Annotated in this window: 24 protein-coding genes and 1 pseudogene; 12 read left to right on the forward strand and 13 right to left on the reverse strand. The window is 68.7% G+C overall.

What is annotated here, in order from left to right:
• Nucleotides 1-9 precede the first annotated feature (9 nt).
• The 4 genes from M9979_RS01020 to M9979_RS01035 all read right to left on the reverse strand — a co-directional run bounded on the left by M9979_RS01020 (nt 10) and on the right by M9979_RS01035 (nt 3,967).
• Nucleotides 10-318, reverse strand: a complete 309-nt coding sequence (locus M9979_RS01020; RefSeq protein ID WP_254287458.1) for an AtuA-related protein — start codon at nt 316-318, stop codon at nt 10-12.
• A gap of 1 nt (nt 319) precedes the next feature.
• Nucleotides 320-1,663: an acyclic terpene utilization AtuA family protein gene (locus M9979_RS01025; protein ID WP_254287459.1), complete on the reverse strand. Its 1,344-nt coding sequence runs from the start codon at nt 1,661-1,663 to the stop codon at nt 320-322.
• Entirely contained in the window at nt 1,660-2,967 is a 1,308-nt protein-coding gene (locus M9979_RS01030) for a CitMHS family transporter (protein WP_254287460.1), read from the reverse strand. The genes M9979_RS01025 and M9979_RS01030 overlap by 4 nt, the downstream gene beginning before the upstream one ends.
• Before the next feature lie 88 nt (nt 2,968-3,055).
• Nucleotides 3,056-3,967, reverse strand: coding sequence for a LysR family transcriptional regulator (locus M9979_RS01035; protein WP_254287461.1), 912 nt, complete (start codon nt 3,965-3,967; stop codon nt 3,056-3,058).
• A gap of 113 nt (nt 3,968-4,080) precedes the next feature.
• On the opposite strand from M9979_RS01035, the gene M9979_RS01040 reads away from it, so the two are divergent.
• From M9979_RS01040 to dld, 5 genes are all read left to right on the forward strand, one after another.
• Nucleotides 4,081-6,273, forward strand: a complete 2,193-nt coding sequence (locus M9979_RS01040; protein ID WP_254287462.1) for a beta-glucosidase — start codon at nt 4,081-4,083, stop codon at nt 6,271-6,273.
• Between the two features lie 182 nt (nt 6,274-6,455).
• Nucleotides 6,456-6,800, forward strand: a complete 345-nt coding sequence (locus M9979_RS01045; RefSeq protein ID WP_254287463.1) for a mannonate dehydratase — start codon at nt 6,456-6,458, stop codon at nt 6,798-6,800.
• Nucleotides 6,797-10,000, forward strand: coding sequence for a glycoside hydrolase family 2 TIM barrel-domain containing protein (locus tag M9979_RS01050; RefSeq protein WP_254287464.1), 3,204 nt, complete (start codon nt 6,797-6,799; stop codon nt 9,998-10,000). Before M9979_RS01045 ends, M9979_RS01050 begins: the two co-directional genes overlap by 4 nt.
• Nucleotides 10,001-10,441: 441 nt before the next feature.
• Nucleotides 10,442-10,795 (forward strand): hypothetical protein, encoded by a 354-nt coding sequence (locus M9979_RS01055; protein ID WP_254287465.1) that lies wholly within the window; start codon nt 10,442-10,444, stop codon nt 10,793-10,795.
• Between the two features lie 192 nt (nt 10,796-10,987).
• Entirely contained in the window at nt 10,988-12,688 is a 1,701-nt protein-coding gene (dld, locus tag M9979_RS01060) for a D-lactate dehydrogenase (protein WP_340689037.1), read from the forward strand.
• 53 nt (nt 12,689-12,741) lie between these two features.
• Here dld and M9979_RS01065 read toward each other — a convergent pair whose 3' ends face one another.
• Entirely contained in the window at nt 12,742-13,410 is a 669-nt protein-coding gene (locus tag M9979_RS01065) for a TetR/AcrR family transcriptional regulator (RefSeq protein ID WP_254287467.1), read from the reverse strand.
• 86 nt (nt 13,411-13,496) lie between these two features.
• Nucleotides 13,497-13,775, reverse strand: a complete 279-nt coding sequence (locus M9979_RS01070) for a hypothetical protein (RefSeq protein WP_254287468.1) — start codon at nt 13,773-13,775, stop codon at nt 13,497-13,499.
• A gap of 217 nt (nt 13,776-13,992) precedes the next feature.
• Between M9979_RS01070 and M9979_RS01075 the strand changes: the two genes are divergently transcribed.
• The gene (locus M9979_RS01075; RefSeq protein ID WP_254287469.1) at nt 13,993-14,409 is read left to right on the forward strand and encodes a VOC family protein; all 417 of its coding nucleotides are present in this window, start codon (nt 13,993-13,995) and stop codon (nt 14,407-14,409) included.
• Between the two features lie 51 nt (nt 14,410-14,460).
• On the opposite strand, the gene M9979_RS01080 is transcribed toward M9979_RS01075, so the two are convergent.
• The 3 genes from M9979_RS01080 to M9979_RS01090 all read right to left on the reverse strand — a co-directional run bounded on the left by M9979_RS01080 (nt 14,461) and on the right by M9979_RS01090 (nt 17,466).
• Nucleotides 14,461-15,351 (reverse strand): acyl-CoA dehydrogenase family protein, encoded by an 891-nt coding sequence (locus M9979_RS01080; protein ID WP_254287470.1) that lies wholly within the window; start codon nt 15,349-15,351, stop codon nt 14,461-14,463.
• 4 nt (nt 15,352-15,355) lie between these two features.
• Nucleotides 15,356-16,507 (reverse strand): acyl-CoA dehydrogenase family protein, encoded by a 1,152-nt coding sequence (locus tag M9979_RS01085; RefSeq protein ID WP_254287471.1) that lies wholly within the window; start codon nt 16,505-16,507, stop codon nt 15,356-15,358.
• A gap of 80 nt (nt 16,508-16,587) precedes the next feature.
• Nucleotides 16,588-17,466, reverse strand: coding sequence for a LysR substrate-binding domain-containing protein (locus tag M9979_RS01090; RefSeq protein WP_254287472.1), 879 nt, complete (start codon nt 17,464-17,466; stop codon nt 16,588-16,590).
• A 98-nt stretch (nt 17,467-17,564) separates the two neighbouring features.
• On the opposite strand from M9979_RS01090, the gene M9979_RS01095 reads away from it, so the two are divergent.
• The 5 genes and pseudogenes from M9979_RS01095 (at nt 17,565) to M9979_RS01115 (ending at nt 21,219) form a co-directional block, all read left to right on the forward strand.
• Nucleotides 17,565-18,380: a crotonase/enoyl-CoA hydratase family protein gene (locus M9979_RS01095; RefSeq protein WP_254287473.1), complete on the forward strand. Its 816-nt coding sequence runs from the start codon at nt 17,565-17,567 to the stop codon at nt 18,378-18,380.
• A 1-nt stretch (nt 18,381) separates the two neighbouring features.
• Entirely contained in the window at nt 18,382-19,647 is a 1,266-nt protein-coding gene (locus tag M9979_RS01100) for a CaiB/BaiF CoA transferase family protein (RefSeq protein WP_254287474.1), read from the forward strand.
• A 1-nt stretch (nt 19,648) separates the two neighbouring features.
• Complete coding sequence (locus tag M9979_RS01105) at nt 19,649-20,551, forward strand: NAD(P)-dependent oxidoreductase (RefSeq protein ID WP_254287475.1); 903 nt, start codon at nt 19,649-19,651, stop codon at nt 20,549-20,551.
• Nucleotides 20,552-20,632: 81 nt separating this feature from the next.
• Nucleotides 20,633-20,710: pseudogene (locus tag M9979_RS01110) on the forward strand (hypothetical protein); the annotation flags it as partial.
• Between the two features lie 125 nt (nt 20,711-20,835).
• A complete protein-coding gene (locus tag M9979_RS01115) occupies nt 20,836-21,219 on the forward strand; it encodes an SDR family NAD(P)-dependent oxidoreductase (RefSeq protein ID WP_254287550.1) in 384 nt (127 codons plus the stop codon).
• A gap of 138 nt (nt 21,220-21,357) precedes the next feature.
• Here the strand turns inward: M9979_RS01115 and M9979_RS17325 are convergent, their stop codons facing one another.
• Both M9979_RS17325 and M9979_RS01125 read right to left on the reverse strand, forming a co-directional pair.
• Nucleotides 21,358-21,834: an Lrp/AsnC family transcriptional regulator gene (locus M9979_RS17325; RefSeq protein WP_254287476.1), complete on the reverse strand. Its 477-nt coding sequence runs from the start codon at nt 21,832-21,834 to the stop codon at nt 21,358-21,360.
• Entirely contained in the window at nt 21,831-22,313 is a 483-nt protein-coding gene (locus M9979_RS01125) for an Lrp/AsnC family transcriptional regulator (protein ID WP_254287477.1), read from the reverse strand. Before M9979_RS01125 ends, M9979_RS17325 begins: the two co-directional genes overlap by 4 nt.
• 184 nt (nt 22,314-22,497) lie before the next feature.
• Between M9979_RS01125 and M9979_RS01130 the strand changes: the two genes are divergently transcribed.
• Complete coding sequence (locus M9979_RS01130) at nt 22,498-23,460, forward strand: aldo/keto reductase (RefSeq protein WP_254287478.1); 963 nt, start codon at nt 22,498-22,500, stop codon at nt 23,458-23,460.
• Between the two features lie 59 nt (nt 23,461-23,519).
• On the opposite strand, the gene M9979_RS01135 is transcribed toward M9979_RS01130, so the two are convergent.
• Together M9979_RS01135 and M9979_RS01140 are read right to left on the reverse strand one after the other, a co-directional pair.
• Nucleotides 23,520-24,335: an SDR family NAD(P)-dependent oxidoreductase gene (locus M9979_RS01135; protein WP_254287479.1), complete on the reverse strand. Its 816-nt coding sequence runs from the start codon at nt 24,333-24,335 to the stop codon at nt 23,520-23,522.
• The gene (locus tag M9979_RS01140) at nt 24,335-25,114 is read right to left on the reverse strand and encodes a sugar phosphate isomerase/epimerase family protein (RefSeq protein WP_254287480.1); all 780 of its coding nucleotides are present in this window, start codon (nt 25,112-25,114) and stop codon (nt 24,335-24,337) included. Before M9979_RS01140 ends, M9979_RS01135 begins: the two co-directional genes overlap by 1 nt.
• Between the last annotated feature and the right edge of the window lie 13 nt (nt 25,115-25,127).

A 25,127-nucleotide genomic window follows, 5' to 3' on the forward strand; every position in this document is an offset into this window, starting at 1 on the left:
CCGGACCTTTCATTCGGAATCGATGACCAGATCGAGCAATTGCGCGCCGAGCGTCTTGCCGTGCGCGTCGAGCGCGAGCGAGCGGGTGACGCCGCCGCGCAGCGCGCCCTCGATCACGAAATTGAGCGCGCCCAGCCCGGGCAGTTCGTAGCGGCGGATGCTGCGCACCGGCAGGTCGGCGAAATGCGCCGCGACGCGATCGACGGTCACCGCTCTCGCGAGCAGCGCGAAATCGGCCTCGGCGTAAGCGATGACGGCGATCTGAGAGATGTCGCCTTTGTCGCCGGTGCGGATATGCGCCACGTCGCGCAGGATCATGTCAGGCGACCTCGTAATGGACGGTGGGCGCGATGCGCGACCGGTCGATCAGCGTCGAGGCGACCGCCAGCACCTCGCGCACCGCGGTGACGACGCCGCCGCCGCCGAACGGCCCGTTGGTATAGAGCGCCTCGACCTCGGCACCGATCCGCTCCGCCGCCGCGCGGGTCGCGGCGCGACCGGCGACGCGCGCGCGCACCTCGCGCGGGTCGGCGTCGCCGCCGCGCCCGGTGCGGTCGATCGCATCCACGCCGATCAGTTCGCAGCGCAGGTCGGTGACCGGCACGCCGGTCATCCGCAGCCGTTCGCGGACGATATCGAGCGCCAGCCGGCCCCGCGCCACCGCACCGGGACCGGCGTACGAGATTTGGCCTTCGCCGGAGAAGCCGTCGCCATAGCCGATCGATACCTTGAGCGTGGCGGGCTGCGGGCCGCCGCCGCCGCCGCTGACCGCGACGCGATCGGCTCCGGTCTGTTCGAAGCGGACGGTGCGGAAATCGGCGGCGACGTCCGCCTGCAGATAGGCGCCGGGATCGAGGATCTCGTAGAGCAATTGTTCCTTGCACGTCGCCACGGTCAGGCGGCCGCCCGAGCCGGCGACCTTGCCGAAGATCGCCGAACCGTCGTCGCCGATGTCGGCGAACGGGAAGCCGAGCCGGGCGAGGTCGGGCACGTCCTTGACCCCCGGATCGGCGAAATAGCCGCCGGTGACCTGTCCTGCGCATTCGAGCAGATGGCCGACGACGGTGCCGCGCCCCAGCCGCGGCCAATCGTCCATCGCCCAGCCGAAGCTGTGGATCATCGGCCCGAGGAACAGCGCCGGATCGCCGACCCGGCCGGTGACGACCACGTCCGCACCGCCGTCGAGCGCCGCGACGATACCGCCCGCGCCGAGATAGGCGTTGGCGGAGACGATCGCCGCGCCCAGATCGCGGCTGGTGCCGGGCCGGTCGATCAGCGGGAAATCGCCGGCGCGGATCAGGTCGAGCACGTCGTCGCCGCCCACCGCGGCGATCCGCAGCCCGGCCAGGCCGCGTTCGCGGGCGATGCGGGCGACCAGCCGTGCGGCGCTCGCCGGATTGGCCGCGCCCATATTGGTGACGATGCGGACGCCGCGCGCGTGCGCCGCGGGCAAGACCATGCGCATCCGCTCTTCCAGCAACGGATCGAACCCCGCCTCCGGGTCGCCGATGCGTGCCGCCTGGGCGAGCGCGATCGTCCGTTCGGCGAGGCATTCGAAGGCGAGAAAATCGAGCCCGCCGTGCTCGACCAGTTCGAGCGCGGGTTCGATCCGGTCGCCGGAGAAACCGGCGCCCGCGCCGATGCGGATCGTGCGACCGGTCATAACGCGAAGATCCCGAACAGAAGTGCGGCGAGCGTCATCACCAGCGAGGCAGCGAACAGCCAGGGGATCGAGAAGCGCTGATGCGCGCCGAGGTCGACGCCGCTGAGCCCTGCGACGAGGAAGGTCGCGGGGGTCAGCGGGCTGACCGGGAAGCCCGTCGTCATCTGGCCGAGCAGCGCCGCCTGCCCGACCTGCACCGCCGGCACGCCGAAATGGCCCGCGACCTCGGCGATCACCGGCAGGACGCCAAAATAGAAACTGTCGGGATCGAACACCAGGCTGAGCGGCATCGCGATCAGGCCGAGCAGCACCGGGATGCGCGGGCCGATCGCATCGGGGACGTGCGCGACGGAGGCCTCGGCCAACGCCTTTATCATCCCCGACCCGGTCATGATGCCGGTGAAGGCGCCTGCGGCGAACAGGATGCCCGCCATCATCAGCGCGGCGCGCGCATGGGCGTCGATCCGCTCGCGCTGCTCCACGGCGGACGGATAGTTGATGATGAGCGCCAGTGCGGTGCCGGCCATGAAGACGACGACCGGCTCCATCAGCCCCGTCACCATCGTCGCCACCACGACCAGGGTGATCGCGACGTTGACCGGAAACAGCGTGGGCCGGCGTAGCGCCAGCGCGGCGGGATCGTCCGCGGCGAGCGGCGATGTCGCGTCGGGCGCCCCCGGTGCCTGCGCCACGCGCGCGAGGCGGCGCTCCTCGCGGATGCCGAGCCACCACGATACGACGAAGACGAAGGCGAGGCCGACGAGCTGGACACCGATCATCGGCGTGAAGATCGTCGCAACCGGAATCTTCAGCGCGGCGCCCGCGCGCAGCGTCGGCCCGGTCCACGGCAGGAAATTGACCCCCGCCGCCATCGACGCGGTACAGGCGAGGATGCGGCGGTCCATCCCCAGCCGGTCGTAGAGCGGCCGCAGCGCCGGGATGGTGACGAGGAAACAGACCGCGCCCGATCCGTCGAGATGGATCACCAGCGCGAGCAACGCGGTGCCGACCGTGATCCGCGACGGCCGCTCGCCGACCAGCCGCAGCACCGCGCCGACCAGCGGCGCGAGCAGCCCGGCATCGGTCATGATCCCGAAAAACAGGATCGCGAAGACGAACATGCCCGCGACCGGCGCGATCTTGCCGAGGCCGGCGACGATATAATCGGGGATGCCCGGCGCCACGCCCGCGGCGATCGCGCCGGCGATCGGGATCAGGATCAGCGCGGCGAGCGGCGACACCCGGTTCGACAGGATCGCGGCGAGCAGCGACACGATCGTCGCGGCGGCCATCAGCGCCAGCATTCCCACCCTCCCCCGTCGTTCGTTATCGCTCGTGGCCATGATGCCGCCGAATGATCTATCCAGCAATTCGAGTTATCTGATCGGACAATCAGCTTTCGGCATCGACCACGGCGTGGCGCATCACCGCGTCGAGAAAAGCCTGCGCCGCCGGCGACTGCGTGCGGTTCGCCAGCCGCGCGATGCCGATCGCACGCGACACCCGCGGCGGTGCCATCGGCCGCCACGCGATTTCGCCGCCGACGCCGAGCATCGGCAGCGTCGAGCGCGGCAGCAACGTGATGCCGAGCCCGGCGGAAACGAGCCCGCCGACCGTCGCGAGCTGCGCGCATTCGTATAGTGGCCGCACCAGCATATCGGTCTTCGCGAAGGCGCCGTCGGTCAGCAGCCGCACGCTGCTGCGCGGCTCCATCGCGATGAACGGCTGCGCCGCGAACAGCGCCCAGTCGGCGGGCGTACCGATGCCGTCGGCATCCTCGCGTCGGCATACCAGCACGCATTCGTCGTCCATGATCGGATCGAAGCGGAACCCCTCGCCTGCCCCGGGCGGCGTGGTGACGGCGAAGTCGATCAGCCGGTCGAGCATCTGCTGGTAGAGGGCGCCCGACAGATTGTCGCGCAGGATGATCTCGACCTGCGGATGCGTCCGGCGGAACCCGGCGATGATCGCGGGCAGGATATGCGCCGCGGCGGACGGTAGCGCGCCGACGATCACGCGCCCGCGCTGCCCTGCGAACGTCTGCTGCAATTCCTCGAAGGCGAGGTCGAAGTCGCCCGCGAGCCGCTCCACGGTCGGCAGCAGCGCCGCGCCCGCCGGGGTCAGCGCGACGTTGCGCGAATTGCGGTCGAACAGCCGGACACCGAGCTCCTCCTCGAGCAGCTTGATCGTGCGGCTGAGCGCCGGCTGCGACAGATTGGCGAGCCGCGCGGTCTCGCTGAAGCTGCTGGTGACGGCGACCTGCATGAACAGGCGCAGGCTCGACAGGCTCGGGGTGCGGCGCATGGACTTTCTCCTGCGCTGATCGATAGCGGACGCTGATCGATCGATGCAAACACTCTATTTCTATAATGGCCGCGACTGCCCGATACCGTCGCCAAACATATGGGAGAGCAAGGATGGTTCGGGCAGGCACGATGCGGCGCCACGCGCTGCTGGCGATGGGTACGGCGCTGACGACCGCGACGCCATGCTTGGCGCAGGCGACCGACCCCGATGCCCGTGCCGCGGCGATCGAGCGGCAGATGACCGATGCGGAACGCGTGACGCTGACGCACGGCATCATGGCGATTCCCTTCGGCGACACCAAAGTCCCCACCGGCGTGCTGCTCGGTGCCGGCCGGGTCGAGGGCATCCCCCGGCTCGGCGTGCCGGCGCTGACCGAAACCGATGCCAGCCTCGGCGTCGCCTATATCGGCGGGCTGCGCGGCGATGGCGCGACCGCGCTCCCCTCGGGGCTAGCGATGGGCGCGACCTGGGACCCCGCGCTGCTCCGCCGGGGCGGCGCGACGATCGCCGGCGAGGCACAGGCCAAGGGGTTCAACGTCCTGCTTGGCGGCGGCATCAACCTGGTCCGCGATCCGCGCGGCGGGCGCAATTTCGAATATCTCGGCGAGGATCCGCTGCATTCCGGGTTGCTCGGCGGTGCCGCGGTCGCGGGCATTCAGTCGCGCCACGTCCTCGCCACGGTCAAGCATTTCGCGATCAACGCGGTCGAGACCGGCCGCCAGTTCCACAATGCGATCATCGGCGATGCCGCGTTGCGGATGAGCGATCTGCTGGCGTTCGAGATCGCGATCGAACGCGGCAACCCGGGCTCGGTGATGTGTGCCTACAACCGCGTCAACGGGGCGTCCGCCTGCGGCAACGATGCGTTGCTCAACGGCGTCCTCAAGCGTGATTGGGGATACAAGGGGTTCGTCATGTCGGACTGGGGCGCGGTCCACGGCCTCGATTTCGCGCTCAAGGGGCTCGACCAGCAATCGGGGGCGCAGCTCGACGCCAGATTGTATTTCGGCAACGAACTGTCCGCCGCGGCGCGGCGCGATCCACGTTACGCCACGCGGCTGACCGAGATGAACCGGCGAATCCTGCGCGCGATGTTCGCGGTCGGGGTCGATGCGCATCCGCCGGTGGTCGCGCCGATCGACTTCGCCGCGAACGCACGCGTGGCGCAGGATGTCGCCGAACAGGGCATCGTCCTGCTGCGCAACCGCGGCGTGCTGCCGCTGGCGGCGAAGGCGCAGCGGATCGCGGTGATCGGCGGCTATGCCGACAGCGGCGTGCTGTCGGGCGGCGGATCGTCGCAGGTGCAGGGCGTCGGCGGCCCCGCAGTGGCGATTCCGACGATCGGCGGGCCGTTCGCGGCGCTGCTCGCGCAATCCTATCAGCGATCGTCGCCGCTCGCGGCGATCAAGGCGCGCGCGCCCAAGGCCGAGGTGGTATTCCGAAACGGCCGCTATATCGCCGATGCGGTGATCGCGGCGAAACAGGCCGATGTCGCGATCGTCTTCGCGACGCAGTGGATGACCGAGGGGCTCGACGCGCCCGATCTGTCGCTGCCCGAGGGGCAGGATGCGCTGATCGCCGCGGTGGCGCAGGCCAATCCGAACACGATCGTCGTGCTCGAAACCGGCAGCCAGGTGCTGATGCCGTGGCTCGACAGGACAGCGGCGGTAATCGAGGCCTGGTATCCCGGCGCGCGCGGTGGCGAGGCGATCGCCGCCATCCTGTTCGGCGACGTCAACCCGTCGGGACGGCTGCCGGTGACCTTTCCCGCGTCGGTGGACCAGTTGCCCCGCCCGAAGCTGCCGGGCAGCGAAACGCTCGAACCCGACTTCATGGGGAAGGGAACGCCGGGGCAGACGCTGGATATCGATTATGACGTCGAGGGCGCGGACGTCGGCTACCGCTGGTTCGCCCGGCGCCAGGCGGCGCCGCTGTTCCCGTTCGGCTTCGGGCTGAGCTACACCAGTTTTGCGCACGGGCCGCTGACGATCGTACCGGGACCGACCCCCGTCGCGCGGTTCACCGTGACCAACACCGGCAAGCGCGAGGGCGCCGAGGTCGGGCAGGTCTATCTGACCGGCACGCCGGCCGGCGCCACGACGCGCCTCGTCGGTTTCTCCAAGGTGCAGCTGAAACCCGGCGAGCGCCGCGTCCTGGAGATACCGATCGAGCCGCGGGTCGTGGCCACGTGGCAGGACGGCAAGTGGACCATGGCGGCCGGCACCTACACCTTTGCGACGGGCCATTCCGCCACCGATCTGGATACGACAACCAGGGTCGCCCTCCCCGCGCGGCGTTGGTGATATCCCGGACGGTCGCTTCCCCGTCCGTCGCGCGGCTCCTGACCACCGGTTGGGCAGCCGCGGACCGTGTCCGTGATCGAACCTCCGACTTTCTGTAGAACTGGACTGTCCGATTGGTCTTCAACCGATTAGCGTGACGCTCGTTAGGTCCTGAGGGGGTTGCCGTGCGGATGGTTCAGGGGATGCGCCAGTTTGGTCCGGCAGACCCGGTAACGCTCGCCGCGATCCGCCAGACCGGTGCCGCCGAGGTGGTGGCCGCGCTCCACGAGATCCCGAATGGCGCGGTCTGGCCGCGTGACGCGATCGCGGCGCGACATGCGATGATCGCGGACGCGGGGCTCGACTGGACGGTGGTCGAAAGCCTGCCCGTCGATGACGAGATCAAGCGGCGCGGCCCCGCGTGGGATGCGCGCATCGCCGCGTGGCGGGAGAGCCTGACGCATCTTGCCGCGTGCGGGATCAGGGTCGTCACCTACAATTTCATGCCGCTGCTCGACTGGACCCGAACCGAGGCCGCGGCGCGATGAGACGGATCCTGCTCGCCACGCTGACGCTCGGCACGCCGGTGGCGGCGCAGGACAGTCTGCCCCGCGTCCAGCCGGTGCAGGTCGATCCGGCGCGTCCCGACTGGGAAAACCCGGCGGTGTTCGCGCGCGGCACGCTGCCCGCGCACGCCACCGGCTTTCCGTTCGAGAACCGCGCCGCCGCGCTTGCCGGCGATCGGGCGCGATCCGCGCGCTTCCTGTCGCTCGACGGCCGCTGGAAATTCGCGCTGTCGCCCGATGCCGACAAACGGCCTGCGGGGTTCGAACAGCCCGGCTACGACGTGTCCGGGTGGAAGGACATCACGGTCCCCGCCGACTGGCAGGCGGAGGGGTTCGATCAGCCGCGCTACAACAACATCACCTATCCGTTTCCCGCCAACCGGCCGCTGATCCCGCACGCGACCAATCCGGTGGGGTCGTATCGGCGCGATATCGTCATCCCGGCGGGCTGGTCGGGCAGCGATCTCATCCTCCACATCGGCGCGGCGGGATCGGCGTACGACGTGTGGGTCAACGGACAGAAGGTCGGCTATGCCGAGGATTCGAAGCTCCCCAGCGAGTTCGACGTCACCCGCTTCCTGAAGCCCGGCCGCAACACGGTCGCGATCCAGGTCTTCCGCTGGTCCGACGGCAGCTATCTGGAGGATCAGGATTTCTGGCGCGTCTCCGGCATCGAGCGATCGGTCTATCTGATCGCCGCGCCCGCCGCGCGGGTGAGCGACGTCTATGCCAAGGCGGGGCTCGACGCGCAGTATCGCGACGGCACGCTCGACGTGGCGCTGACCACGACCGCCGCCGCCAAAGGCATGACGGTGCGTGCGACGCTGCTCGACGGGCCGCGGACGGTGCTGGCGCGCGACGTGACGGTGACCGGCGACGCGCCGCGAGTCACCGCGACCATCCCCGCGGTGAAGCCGTGGACCGCCGAGACGCCCAACCTCTACACGCTGCTGATCGAACTGCGCGATCCCGCGGGCCGCGTCGTGCAGGCGACCGCACAGCGCATCGGCTTTCGCACCGTCGCGATCCTCAATGGCGTCGTCACCGTCAACGGCCGGCCGATCACGATCCGCGGCGTCAACCGCCACGAGCACGATCCCGAGACGTTTCACGTCATCTCCGAAGCGTCGATGCGCCGCGATATCGAACTGATGAAGCGCAACAATATCAACGCGCTGCGCACCTCGCACTATCCTAACGACGAACGGCTCTACGCGCTCGCCGACGCATACGGCCTGTACGTGATGGACGAGGCGAATATCGAGAGCCACGGCTATCTCATGAACGCGCGCCAGACCGGCATCGACCGCAGCAAGGTCGAGATCGGCTACGATCCGGCATGGCGCGCGGCGCAGGTGTCGCGGGTCGCCAACATGGTGATGCGCGACCGCAACCACCCTTCGGTCATCTTCTGGTCGCTCGGCAACGAATCGGGCAACGGCCCCAATTTCGAGGCCGCGGCGGCGGAGGCGCGGCGGCTCGATCCGACGCGGCTGATCTCGTTCCTCGGCTGGTCGCAGCTCGACGATCACCGCCCCAACCCGTTCGTCGACATCTATGCGCCGATGTACGACGGGATCGGCAAGATGGTCGATTACGCCAATCACCGCGAGCTGACGCAGCCGATGATCCAGTGCGAATATGCGCATATGCAGGGCAATTCGGGCGGCAACCTGATCGATTACTGGAACACGATCTACGCGCATCCCGACCGGTTGCAGGGCGGCTTCATCTGGGACTGGGTCGACCAGTCGATGTACCGCTACACCAGGGACGGGCGGCGCTACTGGGGCGACGGCAGTTCCTACGGCCCCAATCCGGGCGGCGAGATCGAGTTCGGCGACGGGCTCAACCAGCCCGACCGGACCCCCAACCCGCAGCTGTTCGAGGTGCAGAAGGTCTATGCGCCGATCCAGTTCGAGGCCGTCGATGCGGCGGCGGGTCGGTTCGCGGTCCTCAACCGGCACGATTTCCGCGACCTGTCGGGTTTCGCCTTCAGCTGGGACGTGACCGCGGACGGGGTGAGCGTCGCACGCGGCACCGGCCCCGCGCTCGCCACCGCGGCGCGATCACGCGAGGCCTTCGCGCTGCCGCTCGCGCACATCGTGCGGCGGCCGGGAGTGGAATATTGGGTGACGATCCGCGCCACCACGCGTGACGGTTCGGTGCCGCTCGTCGCCGCCGGCGCGATCGTCGGATGGGAGCAGTTCGCGCTGACCCCACCGCCCGCCACGCTGCCGACACCGGCTGCGGGCGCGGTGGCGTTGCAGGACCAGGGCGGCACCGTGACGCTGGCTGCGAACGGCGCATCGCTGGCGATCGATCGCGCGACGGGGCAGCTCGCCGGCTATCACGTCGCCGGACGCGAAATGCTGCGCGGGGGCACCCCGCATTTCTACCGCGCGCTCACCGACAATGATATCGGCACCGGGCCGGGGCGGACGCATGGCATCTGGGACACGATGTCGCGCAGCCGCCGCATCGACGCGGTCGAGACGGAATGGCTCGCCGATGGCGGCGCGGCGGTGACGGTGCGCGCGACGATGGGGGATGGCGTGGTGCGCTTCGTCACCCGCTATCGCATGGACGCCAGCGGTGCGGTAACGGTCGACGGCGACTTTACGCCTCTGCGCCAGGACCTGCCCGATCCGCTGCGCATCGGCTTCCTCTATGCGATGCCGCAGGCGTATCGCACCGTGGAATGGTACGGCCGCGGGCCGCATGAGAGCTATCAGGATCGCAAGACCTCGGCCGCGATCGGCCTGTGGCGCGGGGCGATTGCCGACCAGAACCACGACTACATGCGCCCGCAGGAGACGGGCAACAAGGTCGACGTCCGCTGGATGGAACTGACCGGCCCGCAGGTGCCGGGACTGCGCGTCACCGGCGCGCGGCCGCTGTCGATGAACGTCCTCGCCTTTCCCTATGACGACCTCGCGCGCAGGAGCCCGGGGACGCGGCGCAGCACCGATATCGTGCCGCACGACCATGTCTCGCTGCTGGTCGATGCGGTGCAGTCGGGCGTCGGCGGCAATACGCAGTGGAACGCCTCGGGCCGGCCGCTACCGCAGTACCGTGTGCCGCTGGCACCGCGGCACTTCGCCTTCCGCCTGACGCCCTTCGCCGGCGAGGGCACGCATGTGTCGGCCGCGAAGCCGGCACAGGCGACGATCGTGCAATAGGTCAGCCGAGCGCCGCCAGCGCGGCGGTTCCGCCGACGCCTTGATGAAGCCGCCTTCCTTGCGCTTCATCGCGGTGGCGATCTCCAGATCGACGTCGCCCGACAGGCCGCCCGACCAGGTCGGAGATCGAGGAGCGCCGTGGCGCGCTCAACCGGCGTCTCCACGCCTGATCGACGCCGTCCGGCCCGATTTGCCGTGGTGGCCTGACCAGTTGGCAGGGCAAGCTCCTGACGAACCCGCCGAATGGGCGCGTCAAGGGAGAGCGGCTGCACAGGTCCCGCAACGGCACGAACGCCCCGTGCAGCCGCGGCTGTCCGCACGGCCGCTCGCGGTCGTCCTCGCCACCACGATCGCCCCCCGATGCGAAGCGCCGTGCAGAGCGTCGAGCGCGCATAGCCCTCGATCGTCATCCTGATCGCCACCGACGGCCATGCGACGCGCGTGTCGCGCTACGGCAGCGGCATCGTCCGCACCCGGCATCGCTTTGCGTGGCCGGGATCGAGCTTCGCATTCTCCGGCGAACGCTGGACGCATACCGATACGTTCGCAAGCTGGTGTCGCGGGCTCGGCCCGTCGGTGACGCTCGACCTCAACATGAACGCCGCCAGGAACAGCGAGTGCTGGGAGCCGGCATACAATCTGCCCGTCATCGGGCCCCGCCCCGACCAGCAGCCGACAGCTATCCCGATTATTCCAACCCCACCGCGCTGGTCCGGCAATTGTTCTGGAAAGGCGCTCAACACGGATGAAAAAACAGGGAGGACGTCAACACGGGATCGACGCATCCGAGCATAGCCCTCGAGCCAGTCGGGACAGGGTGTCTCGCCTCACCCAGAAACAAAGCCGCGATGCTCGACATCGCGGCGTTACAGGCATAAAGAAGATCGCCCTACCTATTTTATCAAAATCGTCAGTCGCGCGTTTCTGGAGCAAGAAGACATTCCCGGAACAACGAACACTGCCGCGCGCCAGACGGATGATAGCCGGATCGCAGGGGTCGGGTTGATCGATCGTCTACGGACGATCGTGGGTCGCCGCCACGTGCTCGTCGATGCGGACACCATAGCGCCCTTCGCCGAAGGCTACCGCTTTGGCAACGGATCGGCGCTAGCCGTCGTGAAACCGGGCACGTTGGTCGAACAGTGGCGCGCCTTACAGGCCTGCGTGCAGAGCGACGTCATCGTCATCTTCCAGGCCGCCAATACCGGCCTGACGGGTGGATCGACCCCCGATGGCGACTATGATCGGCCGGTCGTGATCATCAATACCATGCGCATTCGAGGGCTGCATCTCATCGACGGCGGTCGGCAGGTCGTGTGTCTCCCCGGAACGACGCTGGTCGACCTCGAAAGGACGCTGGCGCCGCTCGACCGCGAACCGCATTCGGTGATCGGGTCGTCGTGCATCGGCGCGTCGGTATTTGGCGGCATCTGCAACAATTCCGGTGGTTCGCTGATCCGGCGCGGCCCGGCCTACAGCGAGCTCGCCCTATACGCGCAAGTGGACGCGGCAGGGCAATTGCGGCTGATCAATCATCTGGGCATCGCGCTCGGCGACCACCCCGAGGAGATGCTCGACCGCCTCGATCGGCATGGTTTCGCCGAGGCGGAAGTCGAATGGCCGGAGGATCGGCGCGCGTCCGACGGCGATTACCAAACGCATGTCCGACGGGTCGACGCACCGACGCCGGCCCGCTTCAACGCGGACCCGTCGCGCCTCTTCGAGGCATCGGGCAGCGCGGGCCGCGTCGCGCTGTTTGCGGTACGGCTCGACACCTTCGCGAAGCCGACAGCGACGGCGACATTCTACATCGGCACCAGCGATCCCCGGCGATTGACGACGATCCGCCGCCACATCCTGACGCAGTTCACGCACCTTCCCGTCTCCGGCGAATACATGCATCGCGACGCGTTCGACGTCGCCGCGACCTACGGAAAGGACAGCTTCCTTGCGATCGAGCGGCTCGGCACCGCCAGGCTGCCCATGCTTCTGGCGTGGAAGAACCGTTTCGACCGGCTGTTGGCGCGGGTGCCGTTCGTCCGCCGCGACCCGGCAGACCGGCTGCTGCAATGGCTCGGCGCACTGCTGCCCGATCATTTGCCGCCGCGGATGGTCGCGTTTCGACGTCGGTTCGACCATCACCTCCTCCTCAAGATGGAAGGCGGCGGAATCGCGGAAGCGCGCCGCTATCTCGACGACACGCTGAACGGCGTCGAGGCCGACGTTTTCGAATGCTCACCCGAGGAGGACAGGAAGGCGTTTCTGCACCGCTTTGCAGCGGCCGGCGCGGCCGTCCGCTATCGCGCCGTGCATGCCGACACGGTCGAGGACATCGTCGCCCTCGACGTCGCCTTGCGGCGCGACGATCCGCACTGGTTCGAGCCGCTGCCCGCCGCGCTCGGCGCACCGGTCCTTCATGCCCTCTACTACGGACATTTCTTCTGCCACGTCTTCCACTGGGACTATATTCTCAAGAAGGGCAGCGACACCCATGGCGTCGAGGCGGCGATGCTGGAGAGCCTCGACCGGCGCGGCGCCGAATACCCGGCCGAGCACAACGTCGGCCATCTCTATCCTGCAAAGCCGGCGCTCGCCGATCACTACCGTGAGCTCGATCCGCGCAACGTCTTCAATCCCGGCATCGGCAAGACGGACCGGACACACCGATGGGGGCTGGACCATCTCTAGTGGCGGCCAAGCGGGGACGACCCGCCCTGCACCGTCTCACGTCGGTCGGACGATCAGCCGGCGTGCCGCGTCCAGCCGCGCGCCACGACGCGTGCGATGCGAGCCGCGGCGGTAGTCAAGCCATCGGGCTCCGGGGAGCCGATCACGAGGACGCGCTGGTGCATGTGGCCGATCACCGCCTCCACCAGAGTCGCGATGATGTCGCGCACGTCCTCCGGCGCGAAGGCGCGATCGGGCGCGGATGCCACCCGATCATGGACCTCTTCTTCGAAGATGCGCACGGTGCTGTCGTACCAGATGCCGGCAAGTTCGGGAAACCGGCTTGCCTCCTGCGCCAGCAGGCGGGTCAACGCACTGATCTCTCCATCCTCCAGCGCCTCCATCATGCCGAGCGCGCAGGCCTCCAGGATCGCCTGCAGCGGCGCACCGGCCGGCGCGCGGCGCGGCGGGCTGCGTTCCTGCCAGCTGGCGACCTGCCACTCCACGATTGCCCGGAACAGTACCGATTTCTCCGGGAAGCGGGCGTACAGCGTGTTGGGCGCCACGGCGGCGGCCTCGCTGACGCGCTTCATCGACGTCGCGCCATAGCCGTCGGCGAGGAAGAGCGCGAGCGCGGCGTCGACGATCGCGCGGGTAATCACCTGCTCCTCGGCCCGCGACGGCCGGCCGCGACGGCCTGTCGGCTTCGCAGGCACAGGCTGCCCGTCGTCGATTCGATTCATATTCCGGGTTCCGAACTTCACATCACCGTACTGGTTACCGTCAATAGCCGTTCCGGGACGAAGCGCATCGTAAAAGGACGCGGCGGTCAGACGTTCGGCGCGTCGAACCCCAGCCGGTCGGCCGAGCCCACGTCCTCCCCGCCGCGGAAGATCTTGTCGAGACGGGACTCGACGTCGGTTCGGAACTGCGGGGTCATGACGTGGCGCGGGACGGCGATCGCGATCTCGTCGGCGATGGCGGTCTTGACACGCTCGATCGCGTCGTCGCCGAGCAGCTCCGTCTGGCGCAGCTCGATGCAGAGCTGCACGAGCCCGGCGGCGGTGGCCTGGGCACGCAGGCCGACGTTCGTCAGTTCGAAGTGCAACTGCTCGCGGCTCTCGTGCGATCTGGTGATCCGTAATCCCCTTATCGCTGGCGGCGACGGCCATGCGCCGCGTCGCGGATTCGCTCGCCGCGGTATATCGTATCCCGGTCCGCCGTAAAACGAAATCCCAGCATCATGTCGCAGGCGCGCTTGCAGATGCGTTGTGATTTGGAGCATTTGTTACGCATAGGACAGATTCAAACATGGGAGACGGCGAATGACTGTGGCACATTTCGGATTTACGAAACTGGTGGTTCACGACCTCGATCGGCAGGCGGGGTTCTACGGTACCGTGTTCGGTCTCACCGAAATGGCGCGCGTGTCCGCGGCGGTGAACGAACGGGCGATCGACGAGATCATCTATCAGCCGACCGCCACCGGCGGCGCGACCTTCGTACTGTGGAAATGGCGCGACCGGGACGACGCTCCCGGTGACGGGGTCATCCTGGGCTTTCAGGTCGAAAGCGCCGACGCGACGGTTGCCGGCGCGATTGCAGCGGGCGGGACGATCGTGGAGACACCGCGCGATCAGCCCGACTATGGCGTCCGCGTCGGCTTCGTCGCGGACCCGGAAGGCAATCTGATCGAGATCGTGCAGATCACCGGCGCGTGGGCAGCCCAGCAGCCGGGCTGATCGGTCTCCCGAAAAAGGGGAGGGCGTGTCACCCTCCCCCCTTCGAATGGATCAGACCTCCGCGGGCGCGAGGAGCCAATCGAGCGCCGCGGCCGGCGTGGCGGCGCGCTCGCGGCCCAGTTCCGCCGCCCAGTAGCCGGCACCGCCGTCCGCCAGCCGCCAGGCGTGGAGGGATCGGGTGAGCAACTGGAGGTCATATTCCTCGCTGATGCCGATCGCGCCGTGGATCGCATGGGCGATCCCCGCGATCTCGGCGGCGGCCAGGCTGGCGCCGTGCTTGGCGATCGCGGCGTCGCGAGGCGCGGGCGGCAGGCCGCCGCGGACGCCGATCGCGGCGGCGAGGCGCGCGGCGACCGCCTGCTCGGCGAGGACGGCGAGCTGCTGCTGGAGTGCCTGCTGGCGGCCGATCGGCTTGCCGAACTGGACGCGGTCGTTGGCGTAGGCGACGCTCATCTCCAGCACGCGCGCGCCCGCGCCGGCGATCTGCTGTGCGCGCAGCACCGCCGCCAGCGGCCGCAAGGGCGCGCGCTCGGCCGGATCGGCCAGCGCCTCCGCCCCGACGAGCCGCGGCTCGTCGGGCGTGCCGACCAGCATCTGTGCGGCGACCGGCGGCGTCGCCGCGAACGACGCCCCCGTCGCCAGCGCAATCGGCTCATCGGACCAAGCGGTGCCCGCACGGGCGAGGAGCGCGCGCGCGACCATCGTGTCGCCGACCGGCAGCGGCACCACGTGACGGCCGAGCAGGCCGACGAGCGGCGCCGCCTCGTTCAGCGCGAGCCCGGCGCCGCCGGCCTCTTCCGGTACGAGCGCATCGAGATAGCCGCTGTCCACGATCCCCTGCCATAGCGGCCGCCAGTCGCCGCCTGCCTCGATGGCGCGCACCACGGATGGCGGGCAGAGGTCCTCCAGCAGGCGCGCGAACGGTTCGATCAGTTCCTGCATCGTCTCACCTCAGCCCCAGTCCGCGGGCGATGATGCCCCGCAGGATTTCGCGCGTGCCGCCGCGCAGCGAGTAGCTGGGGGCGGCTTGCGTCGTGTAGAGCAGCGTGCGCAGCAGCTCGCCCCCGACCGGCGCGTCGGGATGCGCGGCGAGGTCCTCGCCGACGATCACCGGCACGTCCTGCTCGAACCGGGTGCCGAGGTCCTTGACCAATGACGCTTCCACCACCGGGCTCTCGCCGTCGGCCAGCCGCGCGGTGACTGCCAGTGACATCTCGCGGAGCACCGCGAGCCGGGCGGACAGGCCGCCGAGCGCCTCGAGCGCCGCCACGTCGGTCGGCCGCTCCCGCAGCAGGTGCCGGGTCCAGGCATCGAGCAGCACAACGCTGGAGTAGATCCGCTCGGGACCGCTGCGCTCGAAGGCGAGTTCCGCGGTGACCTGCGCCCAGCCCCCGCCCTCCGTGCCGATCAGCGCGTCGTCGTCCAGCAGCACGTCGTCGAAGAACACCTCGGCGAAATGCGCGTCGCCGGTCAGGTCGGTGATCGGGCGCGTCGTGACCCCCGGCGCGCGAAGATCGACGATCACCTGCGAGAGGCCGGCGTGGCGATCCGCGCTCGTTCCCGAGGTGCGAACCAGCGCGATCATATAGTCGCAATGGAGCGCGCCGGTGGTCCAGATCTTCTGCCCGTTCAGCCGCCAGCCGCCGTCCACCCGGTCGGCGCGCGTGCGGACGCTGGCGAGGTCGGACCCGGATCCGGGCTCGCTCATGCCGATGCAGAACAGCGCCTCGCCACGGCAGATCGCGGGAATGTAGCGGCGACGCTGCGCCTCGGTGCCGAAACGCAGGATCAGCGGCGCGCTCTGCCGGTCTGCGATCCAGTGCGCAGCGACCGGCGCGCCGGCGGCCAGCAGTTCCTCGACCACCACGAACCGCGCGAACGCGCCGCGGCCGGCGCCGCCATAGTCGACCGGCATCGTCAGCCCCAGGAAGCCCGCGGCACCGAGCGCACGGCTGAACCCGGCGTCGAACCCCTGCCACGACCGCGCTCTCCGATCGGCGGGCATCGCCGCGATCGTCTCGGCGATCAGTGCCCTGAGCGGCGCCCGCAGCGCCTCGTCCTCGGCGGGTATCGCCGCAAGCGTCAACGTTTCGAACACGCTCCTTCGCCCCCTGCCAATCGAATGCAGGCGAGCCATGCGGCGGGCGCTGCACGGCAGTCTAATATTAATTCAGGCGATTACGATAGTCGATCGGTATCGGCCAGTCCGGCAAAATTGTTCGCTGGCAAAGTCGGCCGGTCGCGCGGCAGCGCCACCCCCATCTCGATCGGCACCCGCTGCGCGAGCGGTATCAGCCGAACGCCCTGCGGCATCGCCGCGGTCGCGCGCGACGGCACCAGCGCCACGCCGAGTCCGCTCCGCACGAGGCTGAGCACCGCACTGAGCTGCGTAGCCTCCTGTGCGATGCGCGGGGTGAAACCGGCGGCATGGCAAGCCATCAGCGCGATCGCGTGGAGGACGCTGATCCGGCTCTGGAGAACAAACGGTTCGCCCGCCACCGCCGCCAGCTCGATGCGGCCGAGGCCGCCGAGCGGGCTCGCAGTCGATACCGCGAGATGCAGCTCGTCGCGGTCGATCACGCGGGTGTCGACGGTGGCAGTCTCCAGCAGCGGGAGGCGCACCAATCCGACATCGAGGTCGTGCGCCTCCAGCGAGCGCGCGATCTCGACGCTGCTCGCCTCCTCCAGCACCAGCTCGACAAGCGGGTAGGCGGTGCGGAAGGCGGGGATGAGCCGCGGCAGCAGCTCAAACGTCGCCGATCCCACGAAGCCGATCCGCAGCCGGCCGCGCTCTCCCTTGGCACCCTCGCGTACCGCGGCACAGAATTGCTCGCCGCCCGCCAGCGTCGCCCGCGCGATCGGCAGCGCCGCCTCCGCCGCGGCGGTCAGCGTGACTCCGCGCGCGCCCCGCTCGAACAGGGGGGTGCCCAGCTCGGCCTCCAGCTTGCGGATCGCCACCGTCAGCGGCGGCTGCGAAATGTGCAGCCGCTCCGCGGCGCGATGGAAATTGCCGGTTTCAGCCAGTGCCACGAAGTAGCGCAACTGCCGCAGCTCCATGATAGTCTCCTGCTATCGTCACGCTTCAAATTGATATTAGCAGCTCGCGACGCGTGGCCCTAGACCGGATTTCGACAAGATGTGAAGCGGGGGCGAGGATGACACAGGGCGCAACGACACCCTTTCTGACGATCGTGCGCGACGGCCCGATCGTCGTCGCGACGCTCGACCGGCCCGAGCAGCGCAACGCGATTTCCACCGATCGGGACATCGCCGACATCGTCGACTTCTGTGCGATGGTCACCGCCGATCACTCGATCCGCGCCGTCGTGCTGACGGGTGCGGGCAAGGCGTTCTGCGCCGGCGGCAACGTCAAGGACATGGCGACGCGATCGGGCATGTTCGCGGGCAGCCCGTTCACGCTGCGCGGCGCCTACCGCACCGGAATCCAGCGGATCCCGACCGCGCTGTACGAGCTGGAAGTGCCGGTGGTCGTCGCGATCAACGGCGCGGCGATCGGCGCGGGGCTGGACCTCGCCTGCATGGGCGACGTACGGATCGCCGCCGACGGCGCAACCTTCGCCGAGAGCTTCGTTAAGCTGGGCATCGTGCCGGGCGACGGTGGCGCCTGGCTGCTGCCGCGCGTGATCGGCATGGCACGCGCGACGCTGATGACGCTGACCGGCGATGCGATCGATGCGCGGACGGCGCTCGACTATGGGCTGGTGCTCGACGTCGTGCCGCCGGAGCAATTGATGGACGCGGCGATGGCGATCGCGCGCCGCATCGCCGCGAATCCCGGCCATGCGACACGGCTGGCCAAGCGGCTGCTGCGCGAGGGGCAGGACATGAAACTCGGCCCCCTGCTGGAACTCTCCGCCGCCTATCAGGCGCTCGCCCATCACACCCGCGACCATGAGGAAGCGGTGGCGGCGATGCTCGAAAAACGCGCACCCGTGCTGGAGGATCGCTGAGATGACGGCGCCCGCATCGGGGCCGCTCGCGGGGCTCAAGGTGCTCGACCTGTCACGCGTGCTGGCGGGTCCGTGGTGCACGCAGATCCTCGGCGATCTGGGCGCCGAGGTGACGAAGATCGAACAGCCGGGCCAGGGCGACGACACCCGCCGCTGGGGTCCGCCGTTCCTCGACGACGGGTCGCGCGATTCCGCCTATTACCTTTGCGCCAACCGCAACAAGCGCTCCGCCGCGATCGACCTCGCCGACCCGCGCGGCGCGGCGCTGATCCGCCGGCTGGCGATCGACGCAGATGTGGTGGTCGAGAATTTTCGCGTCGGCGGACTCGTCAAATACGGCCTCGACCATGCGAGCCTTACAACGCTCAATCCGCGGTTGATCCATTGTTCGATCACCGGCTTCGGCCAGGACGGGCCGTATCGCGATCGCGGCGGCTACGACTTTCTGGTGCAGGGGATGAGCGGGCTGATGTCGGTCACCGGCCACCCGGACGGGGAGCCGGGGGGCGGGCCCCTGAAGGTCGGCGTGCCGATCAGCGACCTGGTCACCGGCCTCTATGCCGCCACTTCGATCCTCGCCGCACTGGCGCATCGCGACCGCACCGGCGAAGGGCAGCATATCGACATGGCGCTGCTCGACACGCAGGTATCGCTGCTCGCCAATCAGGCGAGCAACTGGCTGAACGGCGGCCAGCAGCCCCGGCGGCTGGGCAACCGCCACCCCAATGTCGTCCCTTATCAGGACTTTGCCTGCGCCGATGGCGACGTGCTGGTCGCGCTGGGCAACGACCGCCAGTTCCGCGATTTCTGCGCGCTGCTGGGCCTGCCGGAAGTCGCCGCCGACGCGCGGTTCCGCGACAATAGCGGCCGCGCCGCGCATCGCGACGCACTCGAGGCGGCATTGTGCCCGGTGATCGCGACGTGGCAGGCGGCGGACCTGATCGCGGCGATGGAGGCGGCGAAGCTGCCCGGCGGCAAGGTCAATACGATCCCCGAGATTCTCGCCGATCCGCAGATCGCCGCGCGCGGGCTGATCCAGCCCATGACGCGGTCTGACGGCACGCCGGTTCGCGTGCTCGGCTATCCCGGCCGATTTTCGCGGACGCCACCCGACTATCGGCGCGCACCGCCGCGTTCGGGCGAAGACAGCCGCGCGGTGCTGCGCGACCTGCTGGGCCTGAGCGACGAAGATATCACCACCCTGATCGGAGAAGGCGTCGTCGCGGAAACGCTGCGCGACCCGCACCCGGCGAGCGAAAGGCAATAGCATGACGACGCGGATCGGCTTTATCGGACTGGGCGCGATGGGGCTGCCCATGGCGTCCAACCTGCAGCGCAAGGGCTTCGCCGTCACCGCCTATGACATCGACCCGGCAAAGGTCGCGGCCGTCGCCGCGCTGGGGGCGACGACCGCCGCCGACGTGGCGCAGGCAGCGCGCGGGCAGGATATCGTCATCACCGTCCTGCCCGCCACCCAGCATGTGGAATCGGTCGTGCTCGGCCCCGATGGCGTGCTCGCCCATATCGATCCACAGGCGGTACTGGTCGATCTGTCGACGATCGACGCCAAGGGGACCGACCGCGTCGCCGCGCTGTGTGCGGAGCGCGGCATCGCCTTCGCCGACGCGCCGATCGGCCGGCTGGCGCTCCACGCCGAGCGTGGCGAATCACTGTTCATGGTCGGGGCGGACGACGCCACCTTCGCGCGGATCGAACCCGCGCTCAAGGCGATGGGGACGGACATCTTCCGCTGCGGCGCGCCCGGCATGGGCAGTCGGATGAAGCTCATCAACAATTTCATGCTGCTGTCGACCGCGCAGATCGTCGCCGAATCGCTCGCGCTCGGCACCAAACTCGGGCTGGATGTGCAAATCATGCACGACGTCACCGGCGCTACCACCGCGCGCAACGGCCAGTTCCACGTGCTGATGGTCAACAAGGCGTTGAAAGGCGATACCTCGCCCGGCTTCACCATCGATCTCGCCTTCAAGGATCTGACGCTGGCGATGAACGCGGCGGCGGAACAGCGCGTCGGCCTGCCGATGGGCGCCGCGGCGCATGCGGTGTTCGGCGGTGCGCGCGCGGGCGATTACGCGTCGAAGGATTATTCGGCGCTGCTCGACCTCGCCTGCGAACGCGCCGGCATTCCCACCCCCCGCATGGAAGGATGACCGCATGTCACGGCGACTGGAAGGCAAAAGGCTGATCGTCATCGGGTCGGCGACGGGATCGGTGCGGCGACGGTCAAACGGCTGGCTACCGAGGGCGCACAGGTCTGCACTGCGGACATCAACCTCGATGGCGTACGGGCAAGCGCTGCTGCCGCCGGGAACGGCGCCTTTGCCGTGCCGATGGACATCGCCGACGAAGCGTCGGTAAACGCCGGGTCGCAGAAGCGGTCGGGTGACTCGGCGGGCTGGACGGCGCGCACGTCAATGCCGCCGACCTGCGCATCATCTTCCAGGACAGCGACGCGCTGGGCGTCGACCTGGGGGTGTTCGACCGGACGATCGCGGTCAACCTGCGCGGACACCTGCTCGCCACGCGGGCGGTGCTGCCCCACCTGCTCGCGGCAGGCGCGGGTGCGATCGTCTATACCGGATCGGGCGCCAGCGACAGCGGCGAGGCGGAACGGCCGAGCTACGCCATGTCCAAGGGCTGGCTGGGCGCATTGATGCGGCACGTCGCGTCGCGTTGGGGCCGCGAGGGCATCACCGGCAACGTCGTCGCGCCGGGCTTCACGATGACGGAGGAACTGAAGGCGTCGGGACAGGTGCCGCAGCCGTTCATCGAACGGATGCTGGAGACGGCGCGCAGCCCGCGGCTGGGCGAGTCATAGGACCTCGCGGCGATGGCGGCGCTGCTGCTGTCCGAGGACGGGCGCTGAGTGAACGGACAGGTCATCCACGGCAACGGCGGCGCGCTGCTGGATTGATCGCGGCGGCGGCGGGGCGTGGACGCGTCTCCGCCGCCGTCGTCAGCCCACCTGCGCGATCTTCGCGACGCCGGCCTCATATTTGAGGTTGTGCACCGACACCGACGTTTCCACCCGCCGGACCCCCGCGAGCGGGCGGATACGGTCGGTGACGAGGTCGCTCAGCGCCTCGACGCTGGTCATCAGCGTCATCGCCAGAAGGCTGTAGCGGCCGAGCAGCACGATCACGCAACCGATCTCCGGTATGTCCGACAGCTCCTTCGCCAGCGCCGACACGCGCGGCGGATCGGCATCGATGCCGATCATGCAGAGGTTGGGCGACCCCGCCAGCCGGAAATCCGACACGACGGTGAACTGGATCAGTCCTTCGTTCTGCAACCGCTTGATGCGGGTGCGGATCGTTCCCTCGGTCACGCCGAGATCGGCGGCGATGAAGCGGTTGGACACGCGGGCGTCGCGTGACAGCTTCTCGACGATGCGGCGGTCGAGCTCGTCGAGCCGACTGTTATCGCCGTTCACAGCGGCACCACGTTGAACTCGAATTTGACGATGTCGGCGGCGATGCCGGGGTCGATCTCCGCCACCCCCTCGATACCGGCGATATGATCGAGCAGCAACGTCTTGATCTCCTCGAATCCGTGCAGTCCGACGAGCAGCTCCAACTCGTAAGCCCCACTCATGATGTTGACGCTGAGCACCTCCGGCAGCGTGGCCAGGTCGCGGCCGACGTCGCGCACCCCACGCCCCCGCACCTTCACCCCCAGTGCGATCAGCACGTTGTAATTGTGCGCGGAAAAGTCGGTGACCGCGACGACGCGCATTACCCGCGCTTCGTCGAGCCGCCGGAGCCGGGCCGACACGGTCGCCGCGGTCACCGACAATCGCTCGGCCAGTTCCTGGTTGGTGGCGCGGCCGTTGGCGCGCAGCAGCTCGATCAGCTTGGTATCGACCTCGTCGAGGGTCGGCGGCGCAAAGGCCCGGCCGCTTCTGATCTGCATGGTTCGGTCGTCCCCCACTACCGACAACGAGACGACGATGACTAACGCGACCGCTTCACGTTCGCCAGACAAATCGCGCGACAGTCAATATTTCATCATCGAAATACCGGACCAACTACGCATACCTGTATATTTTTGGCTTCGTGATTGCTAGGTTGCGTATCGACGTTTTCAGGAGGAACAGATGCTCGACCGTGTCACGCTGGCCAATACCGATCTCACCGTCAGCCGCTTGTGCTACGGCACCAACATGCTTGGCACCGCGATCGATCAGGCGGGCGCCGCCGCCATTCTTGATCGCTTCGTCGACCTGGGCGGCAACTTCATCGATACCGCGCGCTCCTACGGCGACTGGATTCCCGATGCGCCCGCGGGCGCCAGCGAACGCGCCGTCGGTACATGGCTGAAGGGCCGCAACCGCGACGAATTCGTGATCGCCACCAAGGGCGGCTTTTACGACATGCGCGTCGGCGACTATCGCAACCGCATCACCCCGGCCGATATCGAAAGTGACCTGGCGCAGAGCCTCGACCATCTCGGCGTCGATGCGATCGACCTGTACTGGCTTCACATGGACAATCCCGAGGCGCCGGTCGGCCCGATCGTCGACACGCTGATCGCGGCCAAGGCGGCGGGGCGGATCCGCTGGTTCGGCGCGTCGAACTGGACCGCGGATCGCGTGCGCGAGGCGAATGCCTATGCCCAATCCAGGGGCAGCGAAGGCTTCATCGCGATCGAGCCGTTCTGGGGTCTGGCGAAACCTAATGAGGGCAATGCGATGCAGCAGGGGTATCAGCTGTACTTCGAGGACTACGGCGCCGATCTGCGCGATGCAGGGCTCGCGATCGTGCCCTATTGCGGGCAAAGCCGCGGCTATTTCTCCAGGCTGGACGCGGGCGAGGCGACGGATGACCTGAAGGCGTTCTACGACCATCCCGCCAACGAGGGTCGGTTCGCCGCGGCAAAGCGCGTTGCTGCACGCCACGGCGTGCCAGTGGCGGACGTGGTCCTGGCCTATCTGCTCAACCAGCCGGGGCAGGTGATCCCGATCTTCGGCGCGTCGAGCCCGGCGCGCGTCGAGGAAAGCGTGCGCGCGGCGTCGCTCGACCTGTCGGCGGACGAAGTCGCCGAATTGCGCGCCGGCTGAGCGCGACGCCGCCCCGCGGAGCGCCGACGTCGGTCAGTGCTCCGCGGGACGAGCGTGGCTCAAAAGCGGCGACCCAACCCGCCGTCGTGGTAGATCGAAGCCCCGGTCACGAACCGCGATTCCTCCGACGCCAGATAGACGAATGCGTGCGCGGTATCCTCGGGCTGCCCGGACACGCCGAGCGGCGCCATCGCCGCGATCGCCGCCTCCGCCGCCGCGGCACTGTCCCACATTCCCGCGCGCGTGTAATCGTCGAACGCCTCGTGGATCAGCGGCGTCATCGTCAGGCCCGGGTGGACCGAATTGACCCGGACGCGCTGCGGACCAAACTCACTGGCCGCGCACAGGGTCAGCATCCGACCCGCCGCCTTCGAGACGTGATAGCCCAGGTTGTTGGCGTTGGGCATGTACGATGCCATCGACAGATTGTTGACGATCGCGCCGCCGCCCGCGAACCGCGTCGCACTGTCGAGCAACGCGGGCAGGCACGCTTTCATGCCGAGGAACAGCGCGTCGTGGTTCACCGCCATCGCCCGGCGCAGGTCGGCCAGCGAGGTATCGACGACGCCGCCGTGGACCGATATCCCGGCATTGTTGACGAGCACGTCGAGCGCGCCGAAGCGCGACACCGTCGCATGGACCACGCGTGCCCAGTCGCCTTCGTCGGTCACGTCATGCGGGACGAAATGAAACGCATCGGCGGCTGCGACGCCCGACAGCCGTGCGCGGATCGCCGCGACATCGTCATCGCGCAGGTCGGTCGCGACGACGCCCTTCGCACCCTCGCGCAGAAACGCTTCGCAGATCGCGACCCCGATATTCCCCATGCGCCCGGCGCCGGTGACGATCGCCACCTTTCCTTCCAGTCGTCCCATCAACGTTTCCTCTCCATGTTCCTCATCGACGCGACCGCAATCTGCGCGCGTTCCAGTATCGGTCGACCCGCATCGATCGCGGATTGCTGCGGCACCTCAATGCTGACCGGTATCGCGCCATCGATCGCCTCCAGCATGTCCGCGATCGCGAAATCGCCGGTGCCCGGCAGCCATCGCTGGATGCCGCCCTCCCACTCGATCCGGTCCGCGGGCATCGATCGCGGGCCGTCGCTGACCTGCACCATGCGGATCGCCGGATCGGCCAGTCGCGCGGCCATCCGCGGCCATTCGTCCGCCCGCGTCAGATGAAGCAAATCCAGCGTCACACCGACGTCGCTGCGCCCCAGCGCAGCGATGGTGTCGAGCGCGGACGCCAGCGAACCAACCTGGGACGGCGGATAGAATTCGATCGCCAGTCCGACGCCGTATCCAGCGGCCAGTACCGACAGTTCGGCAAGCCGATCGATCCGCCGCGCCGGATCGCGATCGTAGCACAGCACATTGGCCAGCGGCGCACCCAGCGCCGCCGCCGCCGCTAGTGCGGGCGCGAAATCGGCGACGTTCGTCCGGCCGGTCAGCGTGAAGGGATAGACCAGGTCGATCGTCACCCCGGCGTCGCGCACCGCCCGCCGCGTCGCGGCGAGCGCGCCGGCGTCATGCACCAGGTCGAACACGGGCATCGCGGGCAGGACGGGCATCGCGTGCAGAAACGGACAGATGCCCGCGCACCCGGTGCGCGCCGCGACCTCGGCAAGCTGCGCCGGGGTCGTGTCGGTCACCGTGATGTGATCG

It is taken from the genome of Sphingomonas liriopis (assembly GCF_024211255.1).
In the GTDB taxonomy this organism is placed as follows: domain Bacteria; phylum Pseudomonadota; class Alphaproteobacteria; order Sphingomonadales; family Sphingomonadaceae; genus Sphingomonas; species Sphingomonas liriopis.

Bases quoted from the DNA above. Each gene is read 5' to 3' on its own strand.
- M9979_RS01020 (WP_254287458.1), bottom strand. From the start codon at position 318: ATGATCCTGCGCGACGTGGCGCATATCCGCACCGGCGACAAAGGCGAC.
- M9979_RS01025 (WP_254287459.1), bottom strand. From the start codon at position 1,663: ATGACCGGTCGCACGATCCGCATCGGCGCGGGCGCCGGTTTCTCCGGC.
- M9979_RS01030 (WP_254287460.1), bottom strand. From the start codon at position 2,967: ATGCTGGCGCTGATGGCCGCCGCGACGATCGTGTCGCTGCTCGCCGCG.
- M9979_RS01035 (WP_254287461.1), bottom strand. From the start codon at position 3,967: ATGCGCCGCACCCCGAGCCTGTCGAGCCTGCGCCTGTTCATGCAGGTC.
- M9979_RS01040 (WP_254287462.1), top strand. From the start codon at position 4,081: ATGGTTCGGGCAGGCACGATGCGGCGCCACGCGCTGCTGGCGATGGGT.
- M9979_RS01045 (WP_254287463.1), top strand. From the start codon at position 6,456: ATGCGCCAGTTTGGTCCGGCAGACCCGGTAACGCTCGCCGCGATCCGC.
- M9979_RS01050 (WP_254287464.1), top strand. From the start codon at position 6,797: ATGAGACGGATCCTGCTCGCCACGCTGACGCTCGGCACGCCGGTGGCG.
- M9979_RS01065 (WP_254287467.1), bottom strand. From the start codon at position 13,410: ATGAATCGAATCGACGACGGGCAGCCTGTGCCTGCGAAGCCGACAGGC.
- M9979_RS01075 (WP_254287469.1), top strand. From the start codon at position 13,993: ATGACTGTGGCACATTTCGGATTTACGAAACTGGTGGTTCACGACCTC.
- M9979_RS01080 (WP_254287470.1), bottom strand. From the start codon at position 15,351: ATGCAGGAACTGATCGAACCGTTCGCGCGCCTGCTGGAGGACCTCTGC.
- M9979_RS01090 (WP_254287472.1), bottom strand. From the start codon at position 17,466: ATGGAGCTGCGGCAGTTGCGCTACTTCGTGGCACTGGCTGAAACCGGC.
- M9979_RS01095 (WP_254287473.1), top strand. From the start codon at position 17,565: ATGACACAGGGCGCAACGACACCCTTTCTGACGATCGTGCGCGACGGC.
- M9979_RS01100 (WP_254287474.1), top strand. From the start codon at position 18,382: ATGACGGCGCCCGCATCGGGGCCGCTCGCGGGGCTCAAGGTGCTCGAC.
- M9979_RS01105 (WP_254287475.1), top strand. From the start codon at position 19,649: ATGACGACGCGGATCGGCTTTATCGGACTGGGCGCGATGGGGCTGCCC.
- M9979_RS01125 (WP_254287477.1), bottom strand. From the start codon at position 22,313: ATGCAGATCAGAAGCGGCCGGGCCTTTGCGCCGCCGACCCTCGACGAG.
- M9979_RS01130 (WP_254287478.1), top strand. From the start codon at position 22,498: ATGCTCGACCGTGTCACGCTGGCCAATACCGATCTCACCGTCAGCCGC.
- M9979_RS01135 (WP_254287479.1), bottom strand. From the start codon at position 24,335: ATGGGACGACTGGAAGGAAAGGTGGCGATCGTCACCGGCGCCGGGCGC.